Raw genomic sequence first — 17,821 nt, forward strand, 5'->3', positions numbered from 1 at the left:
AACGGAATCTGGAATTGGGAATGGACATGCATGCACACACATTGAGTCCGGCGTTGGCCGGGCGGGCGCCGCAGGCGGGGTTCGCGGATCCGGCGGTCGGGGCGCAGGCGGCGTTCCGGGTGGCGCTGGAGGCGCTGGCGCATCCGGGGCGGGTGTTGGAGATCGAGGCGGATTGCGGGGTGCCGGCGGGGATGTCGCCGGCGATGGTCGCGCTGTTGCTGACGCTGGTGGATGTGGATACGCCGTTGTGGCTGCCCGCCGGCGTCGATGACGAGGTGCGTGCGTTCCTGCGTTTCCACTGTGGTTGTCCGATGGTGGATGAACCTGGCGAGGCGCGGTTCGCGGCGTTGCCGCGCGGGCATCGGGTGCCAGCCTTGTCCTTGTTTAATCCGGGGGATCCGGCGTATCCGGATCAGTCGGCCACGCTGCTGATCGAGGCGGCGGACCTGGAGCGGGGGCGCGCGCTGACGTTGTCCGGCCCTGGCATCCAGGAACGCGCCGCCTTGCATGTCGATGGACTGGAAGAGGGCTTCTGGCGCGAATGGCGCCTGAACCATCAGCGCTTCCCGTTGGGCGTGGACCTGTTCCTGACGCAGGGGCGGCGCATCTGCGGCCTGCCCAGAAGCACTCGAGTGGAGAATTGACATGTATGTTGCCGTCAAGGGGGGCGAACGCGCCATCCTGAATTCCTACCGCATGCTGGATGATTACCGGCGCGGTGACCGCGCCGTGCCGGAGCTGAGCCTGGCGCAAATCCGTGAGCAGATGCCGCTGGCGGTGTCGCGGGTGATGTCCGAGGGCTCGCTCTACGATCCGCAGCTGGCCGCGCTGGCGCTCAAGCAGGCCGCCGGCGACGCGATCGAGGCGGTGTTCCTGCTGCGCGCCTATCGCACCACGCTGTCGCGCTTCGGCTACACGCAGCCGCTGGACACGGGCCGCATGCGCCTGCAGCGCCGCATTTCGTCCACGTTCAAGGACGTGCCGGGCGGCCAGATCCTGGGGCCGACCTATGACTACACCCAGCGCCTGCTGGATTTTTCGCTGGAAGCCGGGCGCGAGGCCGATGCCCTGCCGCCGGGCGAGGAAACGCTGGAATCGTCCATGCCGCGCGTCACCGACCTGCTGGCGCACGAGGACCTGATCGATCCCGAGCTGCCGCCCGACGGCGATCCCGAGCCCTTCGACCTGACGCGCCAGCCGCTGGATTTTCCCGCCGACCGCGCCGCCCGCCTGCAGAACCTGGCGCGCGCCGATGAAGGCTTCCTGCTGTCGATGGGCTATTCCACGCAGCGGGGCTACGGCAATACCCATCCCTTCGCCGCCGAGATCCGCTACGGCGCGCTGGAAGTGGAAATGCACATCGAGGAACTGGGCTTCGCCGTGACCGTGGGCGAGATCGAGGTCACCGAATGCCAGATGGTGAGCCAGTTCTCGGGCAATGCGCAGGAAGGGCCGAAGTTCACGCGCGGCTATGGCCTGACGTTCGGCTATGGCGAGCGCAAGGCCATGTCGATGGCGCTGGTGGACCGGGCGCTGAAGGCCCGCGACCTGGGGGAAGCCGGTGATTCGCCCGCCAACGACCACGAGTTCGTGCTCTATCACAGCGACAACGTCGAGGCTTCGGGCTTCGTGCAGCATCTGAAGCTGCCGCACTACGTGGACTTCCAGGCCAACCTGGAACTGCTGCGCCGCATGCGCGGCGAACGCCATGCGGCCGCCGCCGCGCCGAACGACATGATGGACGAGGCCGTCACGCCATGAACCCGCAAGCCACGCAACACACCGCGACGGTCGAACGCGACCCGCACTACAACTTTGCCTACCTGGACGAATCCACCAAGCGCATGCTGCGCCGCGCCCTGCTCAAGGCGGTGGCGGTGCCGGGCTACCAGGTGCCGTTCGGCAGCCGCGAGATGCCGCTGCCCTATGGCTGGGGCACCGGCGGCATCCAGGTCACCGCCGCCATCATCGGCCCGGACGATGTGCTCAAGGTCATCGACCAGGGCTCGGACGACACTACCAACGCCATCAACATCCGCCGCTTCTTCGGTCGGGTGACCGGCGTGGCGACCACCGAATCTACTCCGGCGGCCACCATCGTGCAGACCCGCCACCGGATCCCCGAGACGCCGCTGCGCGCCGGCCAGATCATGGTGTTCCAGGTGCCGATCCCCGAGCCGCTGCGCTGGCTCGAACCGAGCGAGACCGAGACGCGCACCATGCACGCGCTGGCCGAATATGGCGGCATGCACGTCAAGCTGTACGAGGACATCGCGCAGCATGGCCACATCGCCGCCACCTATGACTACCCGGTCATGGTGAACGGGCGCTACATGATGCGGCCGTCGCCCATTCCGAAGTTCGACAATCCCAAGCTGGACCAGAGCCCGGCGCTGATGCTGTTCGGCGCCGGCCGCGAAAAGCGCGTCTACGCGGTGCCGCCCTATACATCGGTCAAGAGCCTGGACTTCGAGGACCATCCCTTCGCCGTGCAGCAGTGGGACCAGCATTGCGAGCTTTGCGGCTCGCACCAGAGTTTCCTGGACGAGATCATCCTGGACGACGCCGGCACGCGCCGCTACGTCTGCTCGGACACCGAATATTGCAACGACAGGCAGGCGCGCCAGCGCCAGCAGGAGGAAGCGGCATGAACCTTCAGGCCGATATCGGCGCGGACGATCGTCCGCGCGGCGTCTACGGGCATCCGGTGAGCCTCCGGCCGCTGCTGTCCGTGCGCGGCATGACGCGCACCTGGGACGGGGTGCATGGCTGCCGCGACGTCAGCTTCGATCTGCACGCCGGCGAAGTCCTGTGTGTGGTGGGCGAGTCCGGCTCGGGCAAGAGCACGCTGCTGTCGGCGGTGTCGTGCCAGGCGCCGCTGGATGCGGGCAGCGTCTGGTACGACACGCGCGACCAGGGCCTGATCGACCTGTCCTCGCTGTCGCAGGCCCGCCTGCGGCTGCTGTCGCGCACCGACTGGGGCTTCGTGCGCCAGCATGCCCGCGATGGCCTGCGCATGCAGGTCAGCGCCGGCGCCAACATCGCCGAGCGCCTGATGGCCGTGGGCGACCGGCACTACGGCGACCTGCGCCGCGTGGCCGGCAACTGGCTCGCCAAGATGGAGATCGACGTCGGCCGCCTGGACGACGCGCCGGCCTCTTTCTCGGGCGGCATGCAGCAGCGCCTGCAGATCGCGCGCAACCTGGTCACGCATCCACGCCTGGTGTTCATGGACGAGCCCACCGCCTCGCTGGACGTGTCGGTGCAAGCGCGCCTGCTGGACCTGCTGCGCCAGCTGGTCAACGACCTGGGCCTGGCCGCCATCGTGGTCACGCATGATCTGGCGGTGGCCCGGCTGCTGGCGCATCGCACGCTGGTGATGCGCGGCGGCGCGGTGGTCGAAAGCGGCCTGACCGATCAGATCCTCGACGATCCGCAACATCCCTACACCCAGTTGCTGGTGTCTTCCATCCTGCAGAGCTGATTCATGTCCAACGCCATACCCATGATCGAGGCGCGGGGCCTCGGAAAAATGTTCACCCTGCACAACCAGGGCGGCATCCGGCTGCCGGTGCTGGACGCCGTCGACTTCACCGCGTCCACTGGCGAATGCCTGGTGCTGGCCGGTCCGTCCGGCGCGGGCAAGAGCACGTTGCTGCGCTGCCTGTACGGCAATTACTTGGCCACCGAAGGCAGCATCCGCGTGCGCAATGGCGAAGAATGGGTGGAGCTGGTCGGCGCGCCCGAACAGCGCATCCTGGCGCTGCGCCGCGAGGTCATCGGCTATGTCAGCCAGTTCCTGCGCGTGATCCCGCGCGTCTCGGCGCTGGACGTGGTGGCCGAACCGCTGCGGCAGGCCGGTGTGGACGCGGACGAGGCGCGCCAGCGCGCCGGCGCCATGCTGGCGCGGCTGAACGTGCCGCAGCGCTTGTGGGGCCTGGCCCCGGCCACCTTCTCTGGCGGGGAACAGCAGCGGGTGAACATCGCGCGCGGCTTCATCGCCCGCCATCCCATCCTGCTGCTGGACGAACCCACCGCGTCGCTGGACGCGGATAATCGCAACGTGGTGATCGCGCTGATCCGCGAGGCGCTGGCCGAGGGCCGCTGTCTGCTGGGGATCTTTCACGATGCCGAGGTGCGCGACGCCGTCGCCACCCGCACGCTGGCCCTGAAGCCGGCGTCCGCGGCCAGCCTGGCCGCGCTGGAAGAACTGGAGCAATGATGCAAGGCACCTATCTCACCCATGCCCGCGTGGTGCTGGAAGACCGCGTGCTGGAAGACAGCGCGGTGCTGATCGAGGACGGCCGCATCGCCGCGATCGAACCGGCCGGCGCGCGGCCTGCCCGCGAGATCGCGCTGCGCGGCCAAACGCTGATGCCGGGATTGATCGATTTGCACAGCGACGCCATCGAAAAAGAGGCCGAGCCTCGTTCGCGCGTGCTGTTCCCGCTGGATTTCGCCGTGGCCCAGGTCGACCGCCGCAACGCAGCCGCCGGCATCACCACGCCTTATCACGCGCTGTCTTTCGCCAATAGCGAATGGGGCGTGCGCAACAACCAGACCGCCGCCGAGGTGGTGCGCGCGCTGCGCGCCCACCGCCGCCACAGCCTGGTGGACAACCGCGTCCACTGCCGCTACGAAGTCACCGACCCCACGGCGGTGGACGTGCTGCGGTCGTTGATGGACGAGGGCGCGGTGGATCTGCTGTCGGTGATGGACCATTCGCCGGGGCAGGGTCAGTTCAAGACGCTGGAATCCTATCTGCAATACATGATGGGCAATCACGCCATGAGCCGCGAGCAGGCCGAAGAGGCGGCGCGGGCCAAGACGCGCGCGCTGGATGGCTCGGTGGCGCGGGTCGAGGCGCTGCTGGCGCACGCGCATGCTCTGGGCATTCCCACCGCCAGTCACGACGATGATTCCATCCAGCGCATCGCCACCATGCGCAACCTGGGCGTGGCCATGAGCGAGTTCCCGATCACGCTGGACACGGCGCGCGCCGCCGTGTCTTGCGGGTTGCCCACCATCCTGGGCGCGCCTAATGTGCTGCGCGGCCAGAGCCAGAGCGGTTCGATGCGGGCCATCGACGCGATCCGCGCGGGCGTGGCCAGCTGCCTGTGTTCGGACTATCAGCCGTCCACGATGATCGCCGTCGCCCATGCCGTTGCGGCGCAGACTGACCTGAGCCTGCCGCAGGCCGTCGCGCTGGTGACGGCCAATCCGGCCCGCGCCTGCGGCCTGGATGACCGGGGCCGCATCGCGCCGGGCTTGCGCGCGGACCTGATCGCGGTGGCGCGAGTTGGCGAGCAGCCGCTGGTCAGCCATACCTGGTCGGCCGGGCGGCTGGTGTTCTCGACCCACTATCATCCGGACAGCGCGCACGCGCCGGCCGTGGCCGTGGCCGTGGCCGCCTGATCCCACAGGAGTCGTCGATGTCACCACACGCCGTTGTGCAAGCCGTGGCCGCCAGTCCCGGACATGGCTTCAGCAAGCCGTTGCAGCCGGCCATCATGCTGCTGGCCGGGCTGGGCGTGGAGGGCGACGCGCACATGGGCGTCACGGTCAAGCACCGTTCCCGGGTCCGGGCGGATCCCACCCAACCCAATCTGCGGCAGGTGCATCTGATCCACGGCGAGCTGCTGGACGAGTTGACCGGCGCCGGCTTCCGGGTCGGGCCGGGCGTCATGGGCGAGAACGTCACCACGCGCGGCATCGACCTGCTGGGCCTGCCGCGCGGCGCGCGGCTGCGCCTCGGGCCGGAGGCGATCGTCGAGATCACGGGCCTGCGCAATCCCTGCTCGCAGCTGGACGACTATCAGCGGGGCCTGACCGCCGCCGTGCTGGGGCGCAACCCCGACGGCAGCCTGATCCGCAAGGCCGGCGTCATGGGCGTGGTGCTGGCGGGCGGCCGGGTGGCCGGGGGCGACCGTATCCTGGTCGAGCTGCCCGCGCCGCCGCACCGGGCGCTGGAACGGGTATAGCGGCGCCGGCGTCGTCCGGTTCTGTTGCGCCGCGAGGCAAAAACGTCGCCCTCGGTCACAGACGCGGCGGCGCGGTTCTGCTTAAATGGCGGGCATGGCATGTTGGCATGCCCCAGCCTTACACGGAGCCCGCGATGGCGCGATTCAATTTCACCCAGGATCCCGAAGAGCCCGATTTGTGGGCGGCCGAGCTGGTGCCGGCCGGCGCCGGACGTCCGCCCATCCACGTCATGATCCAGACCGACGGCGAAGAGCCGGGCAGCGGCGCGTCCAAGGCGGTCAAGAGCATTATCGACAAGCTGGATGACCACATCCTGGCCGCGTCCGAATTCCTGCTCGACCACTATTCCTACGAGCAGTGCAAGAAGCACGGCTACGAAGACGACCAGCTGCTGGCCGAGGAAACCGCCGAGGCCATGGCCGGCAAGGCGGTGCTGCGCGCGCTGTGGCTGTTCGACGAGGACGGCGAGGGCTACGAACTATGGTTCACGCTGCCCTGGGACCCGGTCCATACCTACGACGTGGAGTTCGAGGACGGCGAGCCGGTGGCCTGTTCCGTCAATGACTGAACTGCGCGACTGATCCGCGCGGCGGAACGGCGGTACAAGAAAAACGGGCCATTCGGCCAATGCCAGTCAGTTAAGCCAATAGTCGCTCAGAGCGTGTAAAAGGGGATCGTGTTGTACACGATCCCCTTTTATCCAGATGAGCCTGCTGCAAAACGCGTTGTATGAGACGCTGCCCCGAGTTCCCGAGCGGCTGGACCAACTGAGCGCGCTGATAGATCCGTCTTGGATAGAACAAGCGCTGGCGGCCAGCGGCAAGGCGTCGATCCGTCGGCGCAAGCTGCCGGCCGAACATGCCATATGGTTGGTAATTGGTCTGGCGCTATTTCGTGATCGCCCGTTGTGGCAGGTGGTGCAGCAACTGGCGTTGAGCCTGGATGGCCAGCGGCTACCGGTGCCCAGCGCCAGCGTGCAGGCTCGCCAGCGCCTGGGCGAGGAGCCGTTGGCTCAACTGTTTAGTTTGCTGACCCGTGCCTGGGGCCGTTGCCAGGCAGCATCGCAGCCGTTGCGGGTGTTGGCGGTGGACGGCGTGGTGTGGTCGACGCCGGACACGCCCGAGAATCGGCAACAACTGGGCAGTGGCAGTACGCAGCATGGCCCGCTACCCTGGCCACAGATTCGAGCCACCTGCCTGATGGACACGCATAGCCATGAGTTGCTGGACGCCAAGCTCGGTGCCATGGACTGCGGCGAACTGAGCCTGGCGACGCAATTGCAAGGCATGGACCACTCCATGACCCTGTTCGATCGGGCCGACTTCTCAGCGGCCTTCCTGCTGGATTGGCAAAGCGCAGGTGAGCAGCGCCATTGGCTGATGCGGGCCAGGGACAACTTGCGCCACGAGCAGCTCAAACAGCTAGCGCCCGGCGATGCGCTGATCCGCATGCCGGTATCGCAGCAAGCGCGCAAATTACGCCCGCAGCTACCAAGCCATTGGCAGGCTCGGCTCATTGAGGTGAATGTGGGTGGGCGGTTGCGCCGCTTCATCACTTCGATGCAGGATCATCGCAAGTACCCCGCTCAGAAACTGGCCGAACTGTACCGCCAGCGCTGGGAGATTGAGCTGGGGTTCCGCGAGATCAAACAATCCTTGCAGGTGGGCGAGCCGGTACTGCGCAGCAAGCGGCCTGAGTTGGTGCGACAAGAGCTCTGGGGCGTGTTGATCGCCTATACCCTGCTGCGGCGCTGGATGCGCGAGATGGCTCGCGAACTCAAGGTCGAACCCCAGCGCATCAGCTTCCACACCGCGAGCTACGCCATCGTGAATCTGCTGAACGTCGCGAGCCTGGACTCAGCCGCAAATTTACCCAAGCACTTGGCCGCTTTGCTGACACAGTCTCGCTACTTCTTACTGCCACCTCGACGAACTGACCGAGCATTCCCCAGAGTCGTTAAAAATCGGGCGCATAAGTTCCCAAACAAGAAAAATACCAGCCAGGGTTAACTGACTGGCATTGGCCATTCGGCCCGTTTTTTGTCTTACGCGTTCTGCGAGGCCGGTTTCGCCGGCGCTTCCTGCGCATCCGGCGCGGCGGCCTCGCCGGCCGTGGCCGTGGTCGGATCGTCCTCGCCGCCTTCCATCTTGGCGATCACCGCAGTGGCCAGGCTGTTGCCCACCACGTTGGTGGCGGTGCGGCCCATGTCGAAGAACTGGTCGATGCCCATGATGAGCAGCAGGCCGGCTTCCGGCAGGTGGAACATCGGCAGCGTGGCGGCCACCACCACCAGCGAGGCGCGCGCCACGCCGGCCATGCCCTTGCTGGTCACCATCAGCACCAGCAGCAGCGTCAGCTGTTGCGAGAAGCTCATTTCGATGTTGTACGCCTGCGCGATGAACAGCACCGCGAAGGACTGGTACATCATCGAGCCGTCCAGGTTGAACGAGTAGCCCAGCGGCAGCACGAAGCCCGAGATGCGCTTGGACACGCCGAAACGCGAGAGCGCCTCGATGGTCTTGGGATAGGCCGATTCGCTGCTGGCGGTCGAGAAGGCCAGCAGGGTGGGCTCCTTGATCAGGCCGCCCAGGCGGAACGTGGACTTGCCCAGGAACAGGTAGCCGACCGCGAACAGGATGGCCCACAGCAGCGCCAGGCCCAGGTAGAACTCGCCGATCAGCTTGCCGTAGCTGACCAGCACGCCCAGGCCCTCGGTCGTGATGGCGGCGGCCATGGCGGCGAACACGCCCAGCGGCGCGAAGCGCATCACATAGTCGGTGACGCGGAACATGATCTTGGCCAGTTCGTCGATCATGTTGAAGATGGTGTTGTGGCCCTTGCCGCGGATGAACGACAGCGCCGCGCCGAAGAACAGCGAGAACACCAGGATCTGCAGGATCTCGTTATTGGCCATCGCCTCGGCGATGCTCTTGGGGAAGACGTGGGTGATGAAGGTCTTGAGCGTGAAGTCGCCGGTCTTCAGGCCGGAGGTGAGGCTCGTGTCCGGCAGTGCCAGGTTCAGGTGGGCGCCGGGCTGGAACACGTTCACCAGCATCAGGCCCAGCAGCAGCGAGATGGCCGAGGCGGTGATGAACCAGAACATGGCGCGCAGGCCGATGCGGCCGACGGCGCTGGCGTCGCTCATGCTGGCCAGGCCCGAGACCAGGGTGGCGAACACCAGGGGCGCGATGATCATCTTGATCATGCGCAGGAAGATGTCGGTGATCAGGCTGAAGTACGAGGCGATCTGTTTGGCCTCCTGCGCGTTCTGCGCGTACTTGTTGCAGAGGTATCCCACCAAGACGCCGAGCACCATGGCCAGGCCGATGTAGCGCGTCAGTTTTTTCGTATTCATATCGGTAAAACGCAAAACGGAGGACCGGGTCGCCTGGCGTGGAGCCTGCCGCCGGCACGGGGCGGGACTAGCGGTCTGATGATGGAATGCCAGGGTGGGCCAGGCGGGTTCCACGGGTGGAAACGGCCGTGCGCGGCCTGCTGCGGCTGCGCGGGTTAACCCTCGGGGCGCGATGTTAACCCCGAGTAGCTGACAGTTAGTTGTAAGGTTGGGGACGGTTGAGTCATGACAAAATCATTTGTCCCCGTACCCGCCCTGGAAGGGGCGGGAGAGGGTCCGGTCCGCCGGCGCGCCGGCGGCACTCACGCAAAAATAATGGAGACAGAGCAATGCCGAAACGCGAATTGTCCGTGCTGGCCTCCGGCTATACCTACCTGGAGGGCCTGCGCTGGCGCGACGGGCGCCTGTGGGCGTCCGACTTCTACACCGAGCAGGTGATCGCCGTCGACCTCGAAGGGCGCATCGAGCAGATCTGCAAGGTGCCGCAGCAGCCGTCCGGCCTGGGCTGGCTGCCCGACGGCCGCATGCTGGTGTCCTCCATGAAGGACCGCAAGGTGCTGCGCAGGGAGACGGACGGGACGCTGGTCGTGCATGCCGACCTGAGCGCCCTGACTGGCGGTCCGATCAACGACATGGTGGTCGACGCCCTGGGGCGGGCCTATGTGGGCAATTTCGGCTTCGATTTGATGGCGGGCGAGCCCGTCGCCACCACCAGTGTCGTCCGGGTCGATCCGGACGGCTCGGCCCGCGCGGTGGCCGATGGACTGTGCTTTCCCAACGGCTCCTTCATCACGCCGGACGGCAAGACCCTGATCGTCAACGAGACTTTCGGCAATCGCATCTCGGAATTCGACATCCTGGCCGACGGCGGCCTGGGCCCGCGCCGCGACTGGGCCGACTTCGGCGCGTTGCCGGCCTCGGACGACCTGCACACGCTGATCGCCGCCTCGGCCATCGGCCCGGATGGCGGCGCGCTGGACGCCGAGGGCGCGCTGTGGGTGGCCGACGCCATCGGCAAGCGCATCGTGCGCGTGGCGCGCGGCGGCCGCATCCTGGAGCAGATCGACACCGGCGAACTGGGCATCTTCGCGGCGGCGCTGGGCGGGCCGGATGGCCGCACGCTGTTCATGGCGGCCGCGCCGGACTTCATCGAGGCCAACCGGCGCGCCAAGCGAGAAGGCCGCATCCTGGTCACCCGGGGCGGCGTGCCGCACGCGGGCCTGCCCCGAAGGGCGGCGGGGCGGGGTGGGGGAGCCCGCCTCACCCCGCCCCGGGCCGGCCGCCGTCAGGCGTTCCCCGAGGGCTTCTCCCTGCGCCGCCGCCCTCGTCCGGAAGCATGTGGACATAGGGTTGCAAGACCTTTCCGCGAATCCCCCGTAAAATCCCTCCTTATCAGCAGGTTTCAATCATCTCTCAATAAACTGCACCCTTAGGAGGACCACTCATGGCCCTAGTCTCCATGCGCCAGTTGCTCGACCATGCCGCCGAGCATGGCTATGGCATCCCGGCTTTCAACGTCAACAACCTGGAACAGGTCCAGGCCATCATGGAAGCCGCGGCGGAGACCGACAGCCCGGTGATCATGCAGGCCTCGGCCGGCGCGCGCAAATACGCGGGCGAAGGCTTCCTGAAATACCTGATCCAGGCCGCCGTGGAGTCCTACCCCCATATCCCCGTGGTCATGCACCAGGATCACGGCCAGTCGCCGGCCATCTGCCAGGGCGCCATCAACCTGGGCTTCTCCAGCGTGATGATGGACGGCTCGCTGAAGGAAGACGGCAAGACCATCGCCGACTACGACTACAACGTCGACGTGACCCGCAAGGTCGTGGACATCGCCCACAAGCTGGGCGTGACGGTCGAAGGCGAACTGGGCTGCCTGGGCTCGCTGGAAACCATGCAGGGCGACAAGGAAGACGGCCACGGCGCCGACGGCAAGCTGACCATGGATCAGCTGCTGACCGATCCCGAGCAGGCCGCCGACTTCGTGCGCAAGACCCAGCTGGACGCCCTGGCCATCGCCATCGGCACCAGCCACGGCGCCTACAAGTTCACGCGCAAGCCCACCGGCGACATCCTGTCGATCGCCCGCATCAAGGAAATCCACGCCCGCCTGCCCAACACCCACCTGGTGATGCACGGCAGCTCCAGCGTGCCGCAGGAACTGCTGGCCGAGATCCGCGAATTCGGCGGCGACATGAAGGAAACCTACGGCGTGCCCGTCGAGGAAATCCAGGAAGCCATCAAGTTCGGCGTGCGCAAGATCAACATCGACACCGACATCCGCCTGGCCATGACCGGCGCCGTCCGTCGCTTCTTCGCCGAGAACCCCGGCAAGTTCGACCCGCGCGAATACCTGAAGCCGGCGCGCGCCGCCGCCAAGGCGATCTGTGTCGCCCGCTACACCGAGTTCGGCACCGCCGGCAACGCCAGCAAGATCAAGGCCCTGCCGCTGACCGAGATCGCCGCCCAGTACGCCTCGGGCAAGCTGGCGCAAGTGGTGCAGTAAGCCATGCAAAGATGGACTGCCCTCCATGGCAGTCCTGATGTGGCATGAAGAAAAGGGCGAGTCCTGCAGGACTCGCCCTTTTTGCTGTTCCGCCGCCGCGTAGCGCGTCGGCCTCAGGTTATCGGTGGCGCGTTGCCGGGAAAACTGGGCGCGGTGGCATCGACGTGGTGCCAGGACGGCGCCGAATCCGTCCACAGGCTGACCCGCGCGCGGAAGGCTTCCGGGTCGTCCAGCGAGCCGGCGCGGACCACGTCGTAGTTGGCGCCTTCGGTGCCGCCGAATAGCGGCGTGCCACAGTCCGGACAGAAGCTGCGCATGACGGTGCGGCCCGAGCCGCCGCGATAGCGGTGCTCCTTGGCCGCGCCGCGCAGCAGCGTGACGGACCCCGCCGGGAACAGCAGCGCATGGGCCGGCGCGCCGCCGCTGGAATACTGGCAGTCGCGGCAATGACAGGTGGCGGCCGTGATCGGCTCGTCGGTTACCGCGTAGCGTATGGCGCCGCATTGGCAGCCGCCGGTGAAATGCACCTGCGCGTCAGTCTTCGAGGTGCGTTTTTGGAAAGCATCCTGCATACGACTCTGTCTCCGGGCAATGGGTATGCGCCGTTGCGCCCTGGCCTGATCCTGGGTGCCGGTCTGGGCAGGAAACGTCCGGGCGGTCGGCTCGAATGTGTGGTGCCGGCCGCCGGACCCGGCGGCCGGAACAGAGGCTAACCCGGCCCCGCGCGCGCGGCAAGGCGGGGCTATTTGCAGTAATCTATGCCCTTTGCAGGATCCGCGCTTCCGGCGCCCGCCTCGCCCCGCGGATTCCCGGTTTCGTCTTGTTCCCGCCCTGGCGCTCGGCCCGAGGCGGGAATCTTCATTTTTGCCATAGGCCATTCCCGTGACTTCTGCTTTGCATCAATCCAGCATCAAGTCCTTGCCGCTGCTGGGACGCGGCAAGGTGCGCGACATGTACGCGGTGGGCGACGACAAGTTGCTGATCGTCGCATCGGACCGCATCTCCGCCTTCGACGTGATCCTCGACGATCCCATCCCCGGCAAGGGCCAGGTGCTGACCGAACTGACCGAGTTCTGGCTGCAGAAGCTCGCCCACATCCTGCCCAACCACTCCACCGGCGTGAAGCCGGAAGATGTGGTCGCGGCCGACGAGGTCGACCAGGTACGCGGCCGCGCCGTGGTGGTCAAGCGCCTCAAGCCCATCCTGGTCGAGGCCGTCGCGCGCGGCTACCTGATCGGTTCGGGCTGGAAGGACTACCAGGCCACCGGCTCGGTCTGCGGCATCAAGCTGCCCGCCGGCCTGCAGCAGGCCAGCCAGCTGCCCGAGCCGATCTTCACGCCGGCCGCCAAGGCGGAGTTCGGCATGCACGATGAAAACGTGGACTTCGCCCACGTGGTCAAGGAAGTCGGCCAGGAAATGGCCGAGCGCATCCGCGACGTGACGCTCAAGCTGTACACCGAGGCCGCGCGCTTTGCCGCGACCAAGGGCATCATCATCGCCGACACCAAGTTCGAATTCGGCCTGGACGACGACGGCACGCTCTACCTGATGGACGAAGTGCTGACGCCCGATTCCTCGCGCTTCTGGCCGGCCGACGGCTACCGCGTGGGCATCAGCCCGCCGTCGTTCGACAAGCAGTTCGTGCGCGACTGGCTCGAGACCCAGACCTGGGACAAGACGCCGCCCGCTCCGCGCCTGCCGCAGGACGTGCTGGAAAAGACCGCCGCCAAGTACCGCGAGGCGCTGGACCGCCTGATGGCCTGAACGCCGGTCGCCGGCGCGGACACGACCCGAACCCCTCGCAGCGGAACGCGCTGCGAGGGGTTTTTTTCTGGAGTCCGTCGGGCAAAGGCGATGGCGCAGGATCGGACAAGTCCGAGATTGCCGGCGCCACCCCATGGTTTGCGCCGCATGCTCCTGCCCGCGGCCGCGTCTTCATTGATCAATAAAAACCGGAAAATCCGCATTTTTCCGTCTAATTATTTCTTAATGTGACGCTATACTCGCCAGCGCATTCCTTCCCGACGCCGGGCCGAGGCCGCGCGCGGGAGTTCTTTCGCCATCAACCGGATGCGGCCCGCAGCCGCCGCAGCAGGGCCTCGCCGCCCGCCGGAAACAAGAAAGGAGCTGCGCATGGTAATGATGTTGCCTTTCCTGACCGGACTGGTCGCTGTGTGGTTCGGCATGCTGGGAAAGCGCCGCCCCGCGGTTGCCTTCTGGATCGTCACCCTGGGGATCTTCGCCGCCTGGTGCCAGTACCACATGACCAGCCCGCTGGCGTTGTCGCTATAGGAGCGGGGCGATGATCTTCTCTCCGAACCCCGCGCGCGGCTCGCGCTTCCTGAATGGCCTGGCCCTGCTGGGCGTCACGGCCGTGCTGATCCTGGCCTTCGTCTGGCAGATCGTCCACGACGAGCCGCCATGCCCGCTATGCCTGCTGCAGCGCGTCGCCTTCATGCTGGCCGGCGTGGGCTTGCTGCTGAACCTGCGGCTGGGGCCGTCGCCCATGCACTATGCGATGGTCATCGCCGCCGCGCTGGGCGGCATGCTGGCCTCGGGGCGGCAGGTGCTGTTGCACATCGCGCCCGGCGATCCCGGCTACGGCACGACGCTGCTCGGCCTGCATTTCTATACCTGGTCGTTCATCGCCTTCGTCGCGCTCATCGCCTTCTGCGTGCTGATGCTGTCGGCCGACCGCAAATGGGGCGACAGCATGCTCAAGAAGCAGGTGCCGCTGGCGGGCTGGGTCGTCATGGCCCTGTTTTTCGTCATCGTGCTGGTCAATCTGGGCGGCACGACGCTGGAATGCGGTTTCGGGCCCTGCCCGGACAATCCGACGGGCTATCTCTGGCTGGATTCGCTGAGGCTGCGGTAGGGGGTGTCCGGCGCCGGGTAAAATACCGGGTTTCGCGGCGCGCGCCGCGGTTCCCCAACTATTTTTCACTCGACATCGGTCATGACAGCCAAGACTTCCGCAGCGGCGCAGGCCACCCCCGTGGTAGGCGTGATTATGGGTTCTTCCAGCGATTGGGAGGTCATGAAACACGCAGTCGCCATGCTTGAAGACTTCGGCGTGCCGTACGAAGCGCAGGTCATCTCCGCGCACCGCATGCCGCAGGACATGGCCGAGTACGGCGCCGCGGCGCACGCGCGCGGCTTGCGCGGCATCATTGCCGGCGCCGGCGGCGCCGCGCACCTGCCGGGCATGATGGCGGCCCTGACCGAAGTGCCGGTGTTCGGCGTGCCGGTGCCGTCCAAGTACCTGCACGGCGAAGATTCGCTGCTGTCCATCGTGCAGATGCCCAAGGGCGTGCCGGTGGCCACCTTCGCCATCGGCGAAGCCGGCGCCGCCAACGCCGCCCTGCACGTGATCGCCACGCTGGCGGGCACCGATGCCGGCCTGCACCAGAAGCTGGTGGCGTTCCGCGCGCGCCAGACGCAGGCCGCGCGCGACATGAAGGTTCCGCCCGAGGCTTGATCCGCATGACTCAATCGACCGCTTTCTCCATCGCTCCCGGCGGCTGGCTCGGCCTGCTGGGCGGCGGCCAGCTGGGCCGCATGTTCTGTCATGCCGCCCAGAGCCTGGGCTACAAGGTTGCCGTGCTCGATCCGGCCGAGGAATGTCCGGCCGGCATGGTCGCCGACCTGCACATCCGCGCGGCCTATGACGACGAGGCCGGCCTTGCGCGCCTGGCGCAGCAATGCCGCGCCGTCACCACCGAATTCGAGAACGTGCCCGCCGACAGCCTGCGCGCGCTGGCCGCGCGTTGCCGCGTCAGCCCGGCCGCCGATGCCGTGGCCGTGGTGCAGGACCGCATCGCGGAAAAAACCTTCATCGCCGCACAGGGCATCCCCGTCGCGCCGCATGCCGCGATCCGCGGCGAGGCCGACCTGCGCGCCGCGCCGGATAGTCTGTTCCCGGGCATCCTCAAGGTCGCCCGCATGGGCTACGACGGCAAGGGCCAGGCCCGCATCGCCACGCGCGAGGAAGCGCTGGCCGCCTACGCCGAATTCGGCGGCGTGCCCTGCGTGCTGGAAGCGCTGATGCCGCTGGACTACGAGATCTCCGTGGTGCTGGCGCGCGGCTTCGACGGCGCCAGCGTGGTGTTCCCGGTGGCGCGCAACGTGCACCGCGACGGCATCCTGGCGGTGTCCACCGCGTCGGCCGCCGGCCAGGACGCGGCCCATGCCGAACGGCAGGCCCGCGCCACGGCGGCGGCGCAGGCCATCGCGCAGGGCCTGGGCTACCACGGCGTGCTGTGCGTGGAATTCTTCGTCCTCAAGGACGGCAGCCTGATCGTCAATGAAATCGCGCCGCGTCCGCACAACAGCGGCCACTACACCATGGACGCCTGCCTGACCAGCCAGTTCGAGCAGCAGGCGCGCGCCATGGCCGGACTGCCGCTGGGCGGCACCGACCTGCTGGCGCCGGCCGTCATGCTGAATATCCTGGGCGACATCTGGTACGAGTCGGCCGATACGGACGCGCAGCGCGAGCCCGACTGGGCCGGTGCGCTTTCCACGCCCACCGCCAAGCTGCATCTGTACGGCAAGCGCGAAGCGCGCCGTGGTCGCAAGATGGGCCACGTCACCATCGTCGCGCCGACGCAGGCGCAGGCGCAGGCCGATGCCGCCCGCGTCGCCGCGGCGCTGGGCATGCAGGCGCCGGAGTAGGGCGCGTCCATGTCAATCCCGTCGTCCTGTTCCGCCACGCCCGAGGAAATCGCCCGCGCCGCCGGCCTGCTGCTGGCAGGCGAGCTGGCGGCCTTTCCGACCGAAACCGTCTACGGGCTGGGGGCGGACGCCGAGAATCCACAGGCCGTGGCCAAGATCTACGCTGCCAAGGGCCGACCGTCCAATCATCCGGTGATCGTGCACATCGCGCCCGGCGCCGATGTTTCGTACTGGGCCGCGCAGGTGCCGGCCGAGGCGCGGCTGCTGATGGACGCGTTCTGGCCGGGCCCGCTGACGCTGATCCTCAAGCGCGCGCCGCACATCGGGGACACCGTGAGCGGCGGGCAGGACAGCATCGGCCTGCGCTGCCCCTCGCATCCGGTGGCTCAGGCCTTGCTGGCGGCCTTCGCCGCCGGCAAGCCGAACGGACAGGGCGGGGTGGCGGCGCCGTCGGCCAACAAGTTCGGGCAGGTCTCGCCGACGCTGGCCGAGCACGTGCGCGCGGAATTCCCCGACGAGGTCGCGGCCGGCATGCCGGTGCTGGAAGGTGGGGCGTCCGACGTGGGCATCGAATCCACCATCCTGGACCTGTCGCGGCTGGACCAGGGCGCCGGTCCCGTGCTGCTGCGCCCCGGCCACGTCAGCGCCGCGCAGATCGAGGCGGTGCTGGGCGCACAGGTGTTCGCGCCTGACGCAGCCGCGCCGCGCGCCTCGGGCACGCTCAAGGCGCATTACGCGCCGCGCACCGAGCTGGAACTGGCCGGCGACGCGCGCGTGGCCGACGTTCTGCGAGGCATCGGCCTGCCCTCGGGCCAGGTGGCGCTGGTGTCGTTCGACCCCGCGCCGGCCTCGGCCGATGCCCGCGTGCAATGGCGCCAGGTGCCGTCCGATCCGGCGCGCTACGCGCAGGCGTTGTACGCGCTGCTGCGCGAGCTGGACGCCCAGGGCTATGCCCGCATCGTCGTGCAGGCGCCGCCCGCCAATGACGCATGGCATGCGGTCAACGACCGCATCGGCCGCGCCGCCGCCGCCTTCACGCTCGATACCACCGACCTGTAGTTCCCGGACAGTCCCGTCTTGCCGGCATGCGTCCGGAGCGGGACTGCGCCAGCCATGGGCCGCTGGCGGCATTTGCCGGCCCGGCTTCCGGTCTGGCCGGACACAAGGGCATTTCATCGCATCTTCTTGAGCGGGCGTCGCTGTTGCCACGGGACGACGCAGGCTGGAATTTCAATTAAGGGACGTAATGATAATGATTGTTATTTGTTATCATTTGTCCCGCAAGATTCCCAGCCCCCTTT

General features: G+C 67.4%; 18 protein-coding genes and 1 pseudogene. 17 read left to right on the forward strand and 2 right to left on the reverse strand.

Features of this window, described 5'->3' with window-relative positions; genetic code table 11:
- The first annotated feature begins 26 nt into the window (after window positions 1-26).
- The 9 genes from phnH to AC6LJ9_RS17565 all read left to right on the forward strand — a co-directional run bounded on the left by phnH (window position 27) and on the right by AC6LJ9_RS17565 (window position 7,991).
- Window positions 27-644, forward strand: coding sequence for a phosphonate C-P lyase system protein PhnH (phnH, locus tag AC6LJ9_RS17525; protein ID WP_498148583.1), 618 nt, complete (start codon window positions 27-29; stop codon window positions 642-644).
- Window position 645: 1 nt separating this feature from the next.
- Window positions 646-1,761, forward strand: a complete 1,116-nt coding sequence (locus AC6LJ9_RS17530; RefSeq protein ID WP_498148562.1) for a carbon-phosphorus lyase complex subunit — start codon at window positions 646-648, stop codon at window positions 1,759-1,761.
- Window positions 1,758-2,651, forward strand: a complete 894-nt coding sequence (locus AC6LJ9_RS17535; RefSeq protein WP_212313042.1) for an alpha-D-ribose 1-methylphosphonate 5-phosphate C-P-lyase PhnJ — start codon at window positions 1,758-1,760, stop codon at window positions 2,649-2,651. Before AC6LJ9_RS17530 ends, AC6LJ9_RS17535 begins: the two co-directional genes overlap by 4 nt.
- Before the next feature lie 56 nt (window positions 2,652-2,707).
- Window positions 2,708-3,484: a phosphonate C-P lyase system protein PhnK gene (gene phnK, locus AC6LJ9_RS17540; RefSeq protein WP_498148584.1), complete on the forward strand. Its 777-nt coding sequence runs from the start codon at window positions 2,708-2,710 to the stop codon at window positions 3,482-3,484.
- Between the two features lie 3 nt (window positions 3,485-3,487).
- On the forward strand, window positions 3,488-4,222 hold the full coding sequence (gene phnL / locus AC6LJ9_RS17545) for a phosphonate C-P lyase system protein PhnL (RefSeq protein ID WP_498148563.1): 735 nt from the start codon (window positions 3,488-3,490) through the stop codon (window positions 4,220-4,222).
- Window positions 4,222-5,415 (forward strand): alpha-D-ribose 1-methylphosphonate 5-triphosphate diphosphatase, encoded by a 1,194-nt coding sequence (locus AC6LJ9_RS17550; protein ID WP_498148585.1) that lies wholly within the window; start codon window positions 4,222-4,224, stop codon window positions 5,413-5,415. The genes phnL and AC6LJ9_RS17550 overlap by 1 nt, the downstream gene beginning before the upstream one ends.
- A 17-nt stretch (window positions 5,416-5,432) precedes the next feature.
- Window positions 5,433-5,981 (forward strand): MOSC domain-containing protein, encoded by a 549-nt coding sequence (locus tag AC6LJ9_RS17555; protein WP_498148564.1) that lies wholly within the window; start codon window positions 5,433-5,435, stop codon window positions 5,979-5,981.
- Between the two features lie 134 nt (window positions 5,982-6,115).
- Window positions 6,116-6,550, forward strand: a complete 435-nt coding sequence (locus AC6LJ9_RS17560; RefSeq protein ID WP_212313048.1) for a hypothetical protein — start codon at window positions 6,116-6,118, stop codon at window positions 6,548-6,550.
- Window positions 6,551-6,686: 136 nt separating this feature from the next.
- Window positions 6,687-7,991, forward strand: coding sequence for an IS4 family transposase (locus AC6LJ9_RS17565; RefSeq protein ID WP_498148565.1), 1,305 nt, complete (start codon window positions 6,687-6,689; stop codon window positions 7,989-7,991).
- A gap of 35 nt (window positions 7,992-8,026) precedes the next feature.
- On the opposite strand, the gene AC6LJ9_RS17570 is transcribed toward AC6LJ9_RS17565, so the two are convergent.
- Entirely contained in the window at window positions 8,027-9,337 is a 1,311-nt protein-coding gene (locus AC6LJ9_RS17570; protein ID WP_498148566.1) for a dicarboxylate/amino acid:cation symporter, read from the reverse strand.
- A gap of 329 nt (window positions 9,338-9,666) precedes the next feature.
- Here AC6LJ9_RS17570 and AC6LJ9_RS17575 point away from each other — a divergent pair.
- Window positions 9,667-10,563 (forward strand): annotated as a pseudogene (locus AC6LJ9_RS17575) (SMP-30/gluconolactonase/LRE family protein); the annotation flags it as partial.
- A 218-nt stretch (window positions 10,564-10,781) separates the two neighbouring features.
- Window positions 10,782-11,846: a class II fructose-bisphosphate aldolase gene (gene fba / locus AC6LJ9_RS17580; RefSeq protein ID WP_212313054.1), complete on the forward strand. Its 1,065-nt coding sequence runs from the start codon at window positions 10,782-10,784 to the stop codon at window positions 11,844-11,846.
- A 113-nt stretch (window positions 11,847-11,959) separates the two neighbouring features.
- On the opposite strand, the gene AC6LJ9_RS17585 is transcribed toward fba, so the two are convergent.
- Window positions 11,960-12,418 carry a GFA family protein gene (locus AC6LJ9_RS17585; protein ID WP_498148567.1) on the reverse strand — a complete coding sequence of 153 codons (459 nt, stop codon included), beginning with the start codon at window positions 12,416-12,418 and terminating at the stop codon, window positions 11,960-11,962.
- Window positions 12,419-12,728: 310 nt separating this feature from the next.
- Between AC6LJ9_RS17585 and AC6LJ9_RS17590 the strand changes: the two genes are divergently transcribed.
- From AC6LJ9_RS17590 to AC6LJ9_RS17615, 6 genes are all read left to right on the forward strand, one after another.
- Entirely contained in the window at window positions 12,729-13,610 is an 882-nt protein-coding gene (locus AC6LJ9_RS17590) for a phosphoribosylaminoimidazolesuccinocarboxamide synthase (RefSeq protein WP_103275802.1), read from the forward strand.
- A gap of 369 nt (window positions 13,611-13,979) precedes the next feature.
- Window positions 13,980-14,138 (forward strand): DUF5993 family protein, encoded by a 159-nt coding sequence (locus tag AC6LJ9_RS17595; protein WP_212313058.1) that lies wholly within the window; start codon window positions 13,980-13,982, stop codon window positions 14,136-14,138.
- Between the two features lie 10 nt (window positions 14,139-14,148).
- Window positions 14,149-14,721 carry a disulfide bond formation protein B gene (locus tag AC6LJ9_RS17600; RefSeq protein ID WP_498148568.1) on the forward strand — a complete coding sequence of 191 codons (573 nt, stop codon included), beginning with the start codon at window positions 14,149-14,151 and terminating at the stop codon, window positions 14,719-14,721.
- An 81-nt stretch (window positions 14,722-14,802) separates the two neighbouring features.
- Window positions 14,803-15,324, forward strand: a complete 522-nt coding sequence (purE, locus tag AC6LJ9_RS17605; protein WP_498148569.1) for a 5-(carboxyamino)imidazole ribonucleotide mutase — start codon at window positions 14,803-14,805, stop codon at window positions 15,322-15,324.
- A gap of 5 nt (window positions 15,325-15,329) precedes the next feature.
- Complete coding sequence (locus AC6LJ9_RS17610; protein ID WP_498148570.1) at window positions 15,330-16,520, forward strand: 5-(carboxyamino)imidazole ribonucleotide synthase; 1,191 nt, start codon at window positions 15,330-15,332, stop codon at window positions 16,518-16,520.
- Between the two features lie 9 nt (window positions 16,521-16,529).
- Window positions 16,530-17,579, forward strand: coding sequence for an L-threonylcarbamoyladenylate synthase (locus tag AC6LJ9_RS17615; protein WP_498148571.1), 1,050 nt, complete (start codon window positions 16,530-16,532; stop codon window positions 17,577-17,579).
- Window positions 17,580-17,821 lie beyond the last annotated feature (242 nt).

Source organism: Achromobacter sp. 1011811831, assembly GCF_059760905.1.

Bases quoted from the DNA above. Each gene is read 5' to 3' on its own strand.
- AC6LJ9_RS17595 (WP_212313058.1), top strand. From the start codon at position 13,980: ATGGTAATGATGTTGCCTTTCCTGACCGGACTGGTCGCTGTGTGGTTC.
- AC6LJ9_RS17555 (WP_498148564.1), top strand. From the start codon at position 5,433: ATGTCACCACACGCCGTTGTGCAAGCCGTGGCCGCCAGTCCCGGACAT.
- AC6LJ9_RS17600 (WP_498148568.1), top strand. From the start codon at position 14,149: ATGATCTTCTCTCCGAACCCCGCGCGCGGCTCGCGCTTCCTGAATGGC.
- AC6LJ9_RS17585 (WP_498148567.1), bottom strand. From the start codon at position 12,418: ATGCAGGATGCTTTCCAAAAACGCACCTCGAAGACTGACGCGCAGGTG.
- phnL (WP_498148563.1), top strand. From the start codon at position 3,488: ATGTCCAACGCCATACCCATGATCGAGGCGCGGGGCCTCGGAAAAATG.
- AC6LJ9_RS17535 (WP_212313042.1), top strand. From the start codon at position 1,758: ATGAACCCGCAAGCCACGCAACACACCGCGACGGTCGAACGCGACCCG.
- AC6LJ9_RS17565 (WP_498148565.1), top strand. From the start codon at position 6,687: ATGAGCCTGCTGCAAAACGCGTTGTATGAGACGCTGCCCCGAGTTCCC.
- phnH (WP_498148583.1), top strand. From the start codon at position 27: ATGCATGCACACACATTGAGTCCGGCGTTGGCCGGGCGGGCGCCGCAG.
- AC6LJ9_RS17530 (WP_498148562.1), top strand. From the start codon at position 646: ATGTATGTTGCCGTCAAGGGGGGCGAACGCGCCATCCTGAATTCCTAC.
- AC6LJ9_RS17570 (WP_498148566.1), bottom strand. From the start codon at position 9,337: ATGAATACGAAAAAACTGACGCGCTACATCGGCCTGGCCATGGTGCTC.
- fba (WP_212313054.1), top strand. From the start codon at position 10,782: ATGGCCCTAGTCTCCATGCGCCAGTTGCTCGACCATGCCGCCGAGCAT.
- AC6LJ9_RS17560 (WP_212313048.1), top strand. From the start codon at position 6,116: ATGGCGCGATTCAATTTCACCCAGGATCCCGAAGAGCCCGATTTGTGG.
- purE (WP_498148569.1), top strand. From the start codon at position 14,803: ATGACAGCCAAGACTTCCGCAGCGGCGCAGGCCACCCCCGTGGTAGGC.
- AC6LJ9_RS17615 (WP_498148571.1), top strand. From the start codon at position 16,530: ATGTCAATCCCGTCGTCCTGTTCCGCCACGCCCGAGGAAATCGCCCGC.
- AC6LJ9_RS17610 (WP_498148570.1), top strand. From the start codon at position 15,330: ATGACTCAATCGACCGCTTTCTCCATCGCTCCCGGCGGCTGGCTCGGC.
- AC6LJ9_RS17550 (WP_498148585.1), top strand. From the start codon at position 4,222: ATGCAAGGCACCTATCTCACCCATGCCCGCGTGGTGCTGGAAGACCGC.